At 63.6% G+C, this 7,530-nt stretch carries 10 protein-coding genes; 8 read left to right on the top strand and 2 right to left on the bottom strand.

All coding sequences use genetic code 11. The features are described 5' to 3' along the window. The first annotated feature begins 139 nt into the window (after positions 1–139). The 6 genes from hda (at position 140) to JHD64_RS08040 (ending at position 4,728) form a co-directional block, all read left to right on the top strand. Positions 140–817, top strand: a complete 678-nt coding sequence (gene hda / locus JHD64_RS08015) for a DnaA regulatory inactivator Hda (protein ID WP_045847287.1) — start codon at positions 140–142, stop codon at positions 815–817. Next, entirely contained in the window at positions 814–1,500 is a 687-nt protein-coding gene (locus JHD64_RS08020; RefSeq protein ID WP_059285546.1) for an HAD family phosphatase, read from the top strand. The genes hda and JHD64_RS08020 overlap by 4 nt, the downstream gene beginning before the upstream one ends. Positions 1,501–1,567: 67 nt before the next feature. After that, positions 1,568–2,446 carry an ATP-binding protein gene (locus tag JHD64_RS08025; RefSeq protein ID WP_059285550.1) on the top strand — a complete coding sequence of 293 codons (879 nt, stop codon included), beginning with the start codon at positions 1,568–1,570 and terminating at the stop codon, positions 2,444–2,446. After that, a complete protein-coding gene (locus JHD64_RS08030) occupies positions 2,443–3,321 on the top strand; it encodes a DMT family transporter (RefSeq protein WP_199052883.1) in 879 nt (292 codons plus the stop codon). The genes JHD64_RS08025 and JHD64_RS08030 overlap by 4 nt, the downstream gene beginning before the upstream one ends. A 34-nt stretch (positions 3,322–3,355) precedes the next feature. Continuing rightward, complete coding sequence (locus tag JHD64_RS08035) at positions 3,356–4,297, top strand: Nudix family hydrolase (RefSeq protein WP_199052884.1); 942 nt, start codon at positions 3,356–3,358, stop codon at positions 4,295–4,297. Next, entirely contained in the window at positions 4,294–4,728 is a 435-nt protein-coding gene (locus JHD64_RS08040; protein WP_233170397.1) for a hypothetical protein, read from the top strand. Before JHD64_RS08035 ends, JHD64_RS08040 begins: the two co-directional genes overlap by 4 nt. A gap of 173 nt (positions 4,729–4,901) precedes the next feature. Here JHD64_RS08040 and ubiA read toward each other — a convergent pair whose 3' ends face one another. Then, on the bottom strand, positions 4,902–5,774 hold the full coding sequence (gene ubiA, locus JHD64_RS08045; protein WP_199052885.1) for a 4-hydroxybenzoate octaprenyltransferase: 873 nt from the start codon (positions 5,772–5,774) through the stop codon (positions 4,902–4,904). Then, positions 5,771–6,292 (bottom strand): chorismate lyase, encoded by a 522-nt coding sequence (locus JHD64_RS08050; protein WP_233170398.1) that lies wholly within the window; start codon positions 6,290–6,292, stop codon positions 5,771–5,773. Before JHD64_RS08050 ends, ubiA begins: the two co-directional genes overlap by 4 nt. A gap of 170 nt (positions 6,293–6,462) precedes the next feature. On the opposite strand from JHD64_RS08050, the gene JHD64_RS08055 reads away from it, so the two are divergent. Together JHD64_RS08055 and JHD64_RS08060 are read left to right on the top strand one after the other, a co-directional pair. Next, positions 6,463–6,819: a CidA/LrgA family protein gene (locus JHD64_RS08055; protein WP_110313624.1), complete on the top strand. Its 357-nt coding sequence runs from the start codon at positions 6,463–6,465 to the stop codon at positions 6,817–6,819. Then, positions 6,816–7,529, top strand: a complete 714-nt coding sequence (locus JHD64_RS08060; protein ID WP_199052886.1) for an LrgB family protein — start codon at positions 6,816–6,818, stop codon at positions 7,527–7,529. Before JHD64_RS08055 ends, JHD64_RS08060 begins: the two co-directional genes overlap by 4 nt. Position 7,530: the final 1 nt, after the last annotated feature.

The following is a 7,530-nucleotide window of genomic DNA, read 5'->3' on the forward strand; positions in this document are numbered from 1 at the left end:
GGCCATGCCAGGCCGGGCTGCGCTGACGCGCTTTTATCCGCCTGGAATCGCCAAACTAATGGCATGCAGCGGTTTCGCCAACAGGCCATCTCGGCGTAAAATCACCGTCTGACTTCAATCGGCCCACACGACCTTACTCTTGGACCAGCTAGTACTAGACCTGACCCCCACGCCGCTGCCGGCCTTCGACAATTTCCTGGCCCAGCGCAACCGCGAGGTGATCACCGCCCTCACGGCGGAGGATGGCGAGCGCTTCATCTATCTGTGGGGCGAGCCGGGCAGTGGCAAGACCCACCTGCTGCAAGCCTGGATTGCCCATGCCGAGCGGCTGGGCCGCGCCTCCATCTATCTGGATGGCCAGAAGGAACATCTGCCGGATTTTGCCCGCGAAGCCAGCTTCATTGCGGTGGACCATGTCGACGACCTGGCCCCGGACGACCAGATCACCCTGTTCTCCTTTTATAACTCGCTGAAGGAAAGTGGCGAGGGCCGGCTATTGATGGCCGGACGCAAGCCACCGATGGCCGCTGCCGTGCGCGACGACCTGCGCACCCGGCTGGGCTGGGGACTGGTGCTGGAAGTGAAGGCCCTGTCCGACGACGACAAGCTGGCTGCGCTGCGCACCCATGCCGCCAACCGCCAGCTGGCCATTGCCGACGATGTGTTCCGTTACCTGCTTACCCACTGGCGGCGCGACCTGTCCAGCCTGATCGGCATGCTGGACATGCTGGACCGCTATTCGCTGGCGCTGCGCCGCCCCATCACCGTGCCGCTGGTGAAAAACGTTTTGCAAACCGCGAGTTCTTCCGACACATGACCCAAGCACGCAATCTGGCCCTGTTTGACCTGGACAACACCCTGCTGATCGGCGACTCCGATTTCGAATGGCCGCGCTTCCTGATCAAGCGCGGCATTGTCGACCAGGCTTACTACGACCATCGCAATAATCACTTCTACGAACAGTACAAGGCCGGCACGCTGAATATCGGCGAGTATCTGGAATTTGCACTGGAGCCGCTCACCCGTTACGACAACACCGAGCTGGCAGCACTGCATGCCGCTTATATGGATGAGCATATCCGTCCCATCATTCCGCAAGCCGCGCGCGACCTGCTCAATCTGCACCGCCAGCAGGGCGATGAAATCCTCATCATCACCGCCACCAACCGTTTCATCACCGGTCCCATCGCCGCCGAACTGGGCGTGGATGACGAACACCTGATCGCCATCGACCTGGAACGCAGCGCCGATGGCCGCTACACCGGCAAGCACACCGGCGTGCCCAGCTTCCAGGGCGGCAAGATCACCCGGCTGGAAATGTGGCTGGCCGAACGCGGCCAGACGCTGGCCAGCTATGGCCGCAGCTTCTTCTACAGCGATTCGCACAACGACTTGCCACTGCTGTCCATCGTCAGCAACCCGGTGGCGGTCGACCCGGACGACACCCTGCGCCAGCACGCCAAGGAGCAGGGCTGGCCCATCATCAGCCTGCGCGGCTAAGCCCGCCATCATCCCGTCCGTGCAGGTTGGTCGCAGTGCCAGCCTGTTTTTTTGCCCGGAGAACGACATGCAGCAACTTGAAGCCTTTCTGGCCCGCGCCGAAGCCCTGCTGGCCCGTCTCGAACCCTTGCTGCCTCCGGCCCGGCCCGAGCCGGACTGGAGCGCACCAGCCTATCGCTGGCGGCGTCAGGGCATGGCCGGCTGGCTGGAGAGCGTCAACCAGCCGCACACCCTGCCGCTGGCGCGGCTGACCCATATCGACAACCAGCTCAAGCTGCTGGTGCGCAACACCCGCCAGTTCGTCAAGGGCAAACCGGCCAATAATGTGCTGCTGACCGGCGCACGCGGCACTGGCAAATCGTCATTGGTGAAAGCCCTGCTGCCAGAATTCGCCGACAAGGGCCTGCGCATCATCGAGGTGGACAAGGAGCATCTGTCCGATCTGGCCGAGATCATGGCGCTGGTGGCCGGGCGCAAGGAGCGCTACATCCTGTTCTGTGACGACCTGTCGTTTGAAGATGGCGACGATGCCTACAAGGCGCTGAAAACCGCGCTGGATGGCGGCCTGGCACGGCGGGCGGAAAACATGCTGGTGTATGCCACCTCCAACCGCCGCCATCTGATGCCGGAAAAACACAGCGAAAACCGCGAGGGCTGGGTCAGCGATGGCGAAATCCATCCGGGCGAAGCCATCGAGGAAAAAGTGTCGCTGTCCGACCGCTTTGGCCTGTGGCTGTCGTTTTATCCCTTCGATCAGGACGCCTATCTGGCCGCAGTCAAGACCTGGCTGGAACATTTCCAGCTGCCCATGGACAGCGAGGCCGAACGCGCGGCGCTGCAATGGAGCCAGCTGCGCGCCAGCCGTTCCGGCCGCGTGGCCTGGCAATTTGCCAATGACTGGGCTGGCCGCAGCGCCAGGGAACGCAAGGCGGAGCTGGGCAAGTGAGCGTGGCCAGCGTGGCGGCCACGCCGCCACACCGCACCCGCGGCATCCTGCTGTACAGCCTGGCCATTTTTCTGCTGGCGGTGATGGATGCCAGCGCCAAATGGCTGACCCATGGCTATCCGGTGGGCGAAATCATCTTCTTCCGCTCGCTGTTTGCCCTGCCCATCCTGCTGGTGCTGGGGCTGCGCCACAGCAGCGCACCGGCCCGGCTGCTGGCCACGGCACAGCCATGGCGGCATCTGTTGCGCGGGATGGTGGTGATGCTGACCATCGTCACCTTCTTCATGGCCTTGCGCCATTTGCCGCTGGCCACGGTAACGGTGATCACCCTGGCCAACCCCATCTTCATGCTGCTGCTGGGCCTGTTCTGGCTGGGCGAGCCGGTGGGGCGGCAGCAATGGCTGGCAGTCGGCCTGGGCCTGATCGGGGTGCTGGTGGTGTGTGGCCTGTCCGGCCTGCAGTTCAATGCCTACAGCCTGCTGGCGGTGGCCTCGGCCCTGTCCTATGCCCTGGCCACGCTGCTGACCCGTCAGCTGTCGGCCCATGACAGCCCGGCCACCATTGCCTTGCTGGGGACGCTGCTCATGCTGCTGTTCAGTGCCTTGAGCGCAGGCCGCGACTGGCAGTGGCCGGGGCTGGCCGACTGGCTGGTGCTGCTGTTGCTGGGCCTGAGCGGCGGGCTGGCCAATTTCGTCAATGCCCTGTCGCTGCGCGATGTGCCGCTATCGGCGGTGGCTCCGCTGGAATACAGCATCCTGCTGTGGGCGGCAGCGCTGGGGTATTTTTTCTTTGCCGAAATGCCGGGTATGAGTACCTGGCTGGGCGGGGCCCTGATTATCGCCAGCGGTGTGGTGGTGGCCAGGGCGAAGCATTAACCGCGGACCAGAACACTGGCTGACAAGACAAATCATGCATTCTGACAACAAGATCATCGAAGTGGTGGCCGGCGTGCTGATGCGCCCGGATGGCAGTTTCATGCTGGGCAGCCGGCCGCAGGGCAAACCTTATGCCGGCTACTGGGAGTTTCCCGGCGGCAAGGTAGAGCCTGGTGAAAGCGCCCTGCAGGCGCTGGTGCGCGAGCTGCAGGAGGAAATGGCCATCACCGTGACCCATGCCACACCCTGGCTGAGCCGGCTGCATCACTACGAACATGCCTCGGTCCATTTGCGCTTTTTCCGCGTGTGGGACTGGCAGGGCGAGCCACAGCCGCAAGAGGGCCAGCAGTTTGCCTGGCAGCCGCCGGGGCCGAGCAGTGTCGAGCCCATGCTGCCGGCCAATGGCCCGATACTGAAGTCACTGCAATTACCCGCGGTGTACGCCATCACCTGCGCCCATGAAATCGGCGTGGCCGCGCAGTTGCAGGCACTGGCTACCGGCCCGGCCCATGGCCTGGTACAGGTACGCGAACCGGACATGGACCGGCAGCAGTTACAGGCTTTTGTCCGCGAAGTGGCGGCCATCGTGCATGCACGCGGCGGTAAGGTGGTGGTGAATGCCGACCCGGCCTGGCTGGCCGGCTGGCCGGTGGATGGCATGCATCTGAATGGCAGCCGTTTGCGGCAGCTGACGCAGCGGCCGGATATTGCCTGGGTGGGGGCGTCGGTGCACTCGGCAGCAGAATTGCAGCAGGCGGGGCTGCTTGGTCTGGATTACGCCTTGCTCGGCCATGTCCAGCCCACGGCCAGCCACCCCGGTGTCACGCCGCTGGGCTGGGACGGTTTTGCCAGCGTGCTGGCTGCGGGCATGCCGCTGCCGGTGTATGCACTGGGCGGGCTGCAGGCTCAGGATCTGGAAACCGCGCGTCAGCATGGCGCGCATGGTGTGGCACTGATGCGTGGAGCCTGGCAATGACGATGAATGCCCAACAGAAAAAACTGCTGCTGATCGGTACGGCCCTGCTGCTGCTGGCCGCCATCAAGGGCGGGCTGGTGTGGTGGTATCTGCAACACAAGAATCAGCCTGCCGCACCGCAATTGCTGGCCTGCAATATCGCTCAGGGGCGCTGCGCCTTGCCGGATGGTGGCAGCTTGCACTTTGTCAGTCCGCCGCAAAACGGCAAGCCCTTTACGCTGCGGCTGGAAGGGGTGCAGGTGGCACAGCCTGCGGTGGAGTTTGCCATGGCAGACATGGACATGGGTTTCAACCGCTATCGTTTTGTGGCCGATGGTTCGGACTGGCAGGCGCGCATCACCCTGCCAGTCTGCGCCACCGGCAGCCGTCACTGGATTGCCACCCTGCATCTGGGTGAGCAGTCTTACAGCCTGCCCTTCCTGGCGCAGTAGCACAGGTATCGTTCAGCGCGTAAAGGCTCCGGGAGGGGCCTTTTTTGTTGAAAGTGTGGGATTGGGCCGAGGCTGTTCCGGTAGTGCTAACGGGCTAGATGCCGACTCATTTCCACCGCACCAACGCGCCCATCCGCCGCGCGGAAGCGGCAATACCGCGGCCGGGTACACCATCACTTCAACAAATAGCTCAGCACAATGCCCGCCATCAGCACCGCACCGACGCGGTTATTGTCGAGAAAAGCCTTGAAACACAGCCCGCGGTCGCGGGTGCGGATTTCCCGGTACTGCTTGGCGATCAGTAACAGGCAGATGGCCAGTGCGGTAAAGAAAGGCCAGCCCAGTGCCAGCTGCCAGCCTATGCCCGCCATCATGAGGATGAACACGGCATGGCATAGCATGATGCCGGTGACGTCGTGGTCGCCAAAGGTGATGGCTGAGGTCTTGATGCCGATTTTCAGGTCATCCGGCTTGTCGGCCATGGCATAAGCCGTATCGTAGGCCACGGTCCAGAAGGCATTGGCCACCAGCAGCAGCCAGGCCAGTGCGGGGACGTGATTGTTGAGCGCGGCAAAGGCCATGGGGATGCCAAAGGAAAAGGCAATGCCCAGATAAGCCTGCGGCATGGGGAAGAAACGCTTGGTGAAGGGGTAGCTGGCGGCCACGAAAACCGCTGGCACGCTCATCAGCCAGGTCAGCCGGTTCAGCGGCAGGATCAGCAGGAAAGAGATGATGGCCAGCGCCAGCGCCAGCCACAGCGCTTCACGCTCGGTCACCGCACCACGGGCAAACGGGCGCTGGCTGGTGCGCTCCACATGCATGTCGTAGTGGCGGTCGGCATAGTCGTTGATGACGCAGCCAGCCGAGCGCATCAGGAAGGTGCCGAGCACGAAGATCAGCACCACCAGCGGGTCCGGCTTGCCGTTGCCGGCTATCCACAGTCCCCACAGCGTGGGCCACAGCAGCAGCAGGGTGCCGATGGGCTTGTCCATGCGCATCAGCTGCTTGTAAACGGTGTAGCGGTCTTTCAGGGCATCAAGCGTCATCGGGCAAAATCTTTCAGGGCGGGCAGGAACACCTCGCACACCACCATCGGGGCTTCATCCAGCACAAAGCGGCAGCGCCGTGCCGTCAGGCTGGTGCTATCGCTTGCACAGGCCTGGTGCAGGGGATGGGCCGGCCCCAGTTGCTGATAGTGCAGCGGGCCGCGCTGCAGCTGCGGCAGGCCACCAAACAGGGTGAGTCCGAGCGAGCGGCTGCCACGGTCCAGGATGGGCTGCCACACCGGGCAGTCCAGCCGGGCAATGCTGCGCGCGTACACCACCGGGGTGTCATCCAGGGTCAGCAGCACATGGCGGGCATACAGCAGGCTGTCGGCTGGCAGGGCAAGCAGGGCGGGCTCGTCCGGGTTGGCCGGGCTTGCGCCTTGTGACAATACCTGCACGCCGAAGCGGTGGCCGGTGGCCAGCAGCCGCTCGGTCAGCGAGCCGGCTTCGCTGACGAAGGCCAGCAGGCCGGGGGCAAGGTCGGGGGGCTGCGGCAGCCAGTGTGTATCCTGAATCATGGCGCGCATTATGCCAAAGCCGGACAAGGCTTGTCCTGTTTGTTGACAGTAATACGACAATGGCCTTGTCTGTTTATACCGCGCTGCAGCAGCCACAGGTATGATGAAAGCCCGATGTTGGCCGATGGCCTGGCTTGTGGTGGCGCGCTGCTGCAGGCGGAATGATGCCCATGATAGAAACCCTGTTGTGGCTGGTGGGTTACCAGCTGGCTGGTGAGCTGATCAGCCGTAGTTTTTCCCTGCCCTTGCCCGGCCCGGTGCTGGGCATGTTGCTGCTGTTTTGCACGCTGGCTGCGCGCAAGTCGGTGCCGGAAAGCATGAAGCAGAATGTGCCGCGCTTTCTGTCCCATCTGTCGCTGCTGTTCATTCCTGCCGGCGCCGCGGTGCTGGCCTATCGCGATCTGCTGGCCGGTTTCGGCTGGCAATTGCTGGTGGTGCTGGCCGCTTCCACCATCCTGACCCTGCTGCTGCCCGGCCTGTTGCTGAAGTTGCTGCTGGCGCGCCACCGGCACAAGGAGGAGGCATGAATCCCATGGCTGCCGTGGAGGTGCTGCGGACATCGCCCTTGAGCGGGGTGTTTGTCACCTTGCTGGCCTACAAGCTGGCGGTGTTGTTCAACCGGCGCTGCCACGGCCATCCGCTGTCCAACGCGGTGCTGATCGGTGTGCTGTTGCTGCTGGGCTGGCTGTTGGCCACCGGCACCAGCTACCGTGACTACATGAAGGGCGGGGTGATGGTGCAGATGCTGCTGGGCCCGGCCACGGTGGCGCTGGCGGTGCCGCTGTACGGTAATCTGTCGCGGCTGAAGCGTGCCGCCGGCCCCCTGGCCATCACCATCGTGTTTGGCGGGCTGGTCGGCATTGTCAGTGCGGTCGGGGTGGGCTGGCTGCTGCAATTACCGCAGCAGGTATTGCTGTCGCTGACCACCCGTGCGGTGACCACGCCGATTGCCATGAGCGTGTCGCAGGGCATTGGCGGCATTCCCGAGCTGTCGGCCATGTTTGTGATTTTGTCTGGCATTTTCGGTGCGGTCATCGTCAAGCCGCTGTTTTCCTTGCTGGGCATGGGCGACGACATGGTGCTGGGCACGGCCACCGGTATTTCGGCACACGGTATCGGAACGGCACGGGTGTTCCAGTTGTCAGAGACTGCCGGCGCTTTCGCCGGGCTGGCGATGGGGCTTAATGGGGTAGTCACCGCCATTCTGGTGCCCTTGCTGGCACCGCTGCTGCACTAGC

Origin of the sequence: Aquitalea sp. ASV15 (assembly GCF_016429115.1) — a bacterium.
Taxonomy (GTDB): Bacteria; Pseudomonadota; Gammaproteobacteria; order Burkholderiales; family Chromobacteriaceae; genus Aquitalea; species Aquitalea magnusonii.

Coding starts and splice junctions, on each gene's coding strand:
- JHD64_RS08060 (WP_199052886.1), top strand. CDS start 6,816: ATGAATCCCATGGCTGCCGTGGAGGTGCTGCGGACATCGCCCTTGAGC.
- JHD64_RS08035 (WP_199052884.1), top strand. CDS start 3,356: ATGCATTCTGACAACAAGATCATCGAAGTGGTGGCCGGCGTGCTGATG.
- JHD64_RS08040 (WP_233170397.1), top strand. CDS start 4,294: ATGACGATGAATGCCCAACAGAAAAAACTGCTGCTGATCGGTACGGCC.
- JHD64_RS08020 (WP_059285546.1), top strand. CDS start 814: ATGACCCAAGCACGCAATCTGGCCCTGTTTGACCTGGACAACACCCTG.
- ubiA (WP_199052885.1), bottom strand. CDS start 5,774: ATGACGCTTGATGCCCTGAAAGACCGCTACACCGTTTACAAGCAGCTG.
- JHD64_RS08055 (WP_110313624.1), top strand. CDS start 6,463: ATGATAGAAACCCTGTTGTGGCTGGTGGGTTACCAGCTGGCTGGTGAG.
- JHD64_RS08025 (WP_059285550.1), top strand. CDS start 1,568: ATGCAGCAACTTGAAGCCTTTCTGGCCCGCGCCGAAGCCCTGCTGGCC.
- JHD64_RS08050 (WP_233170398.1), bottom strand. CDS start 6,292: ATGATTCAGGATACACACTGGCTGCCGCAGCCCCCCGACCTTGCCCCC.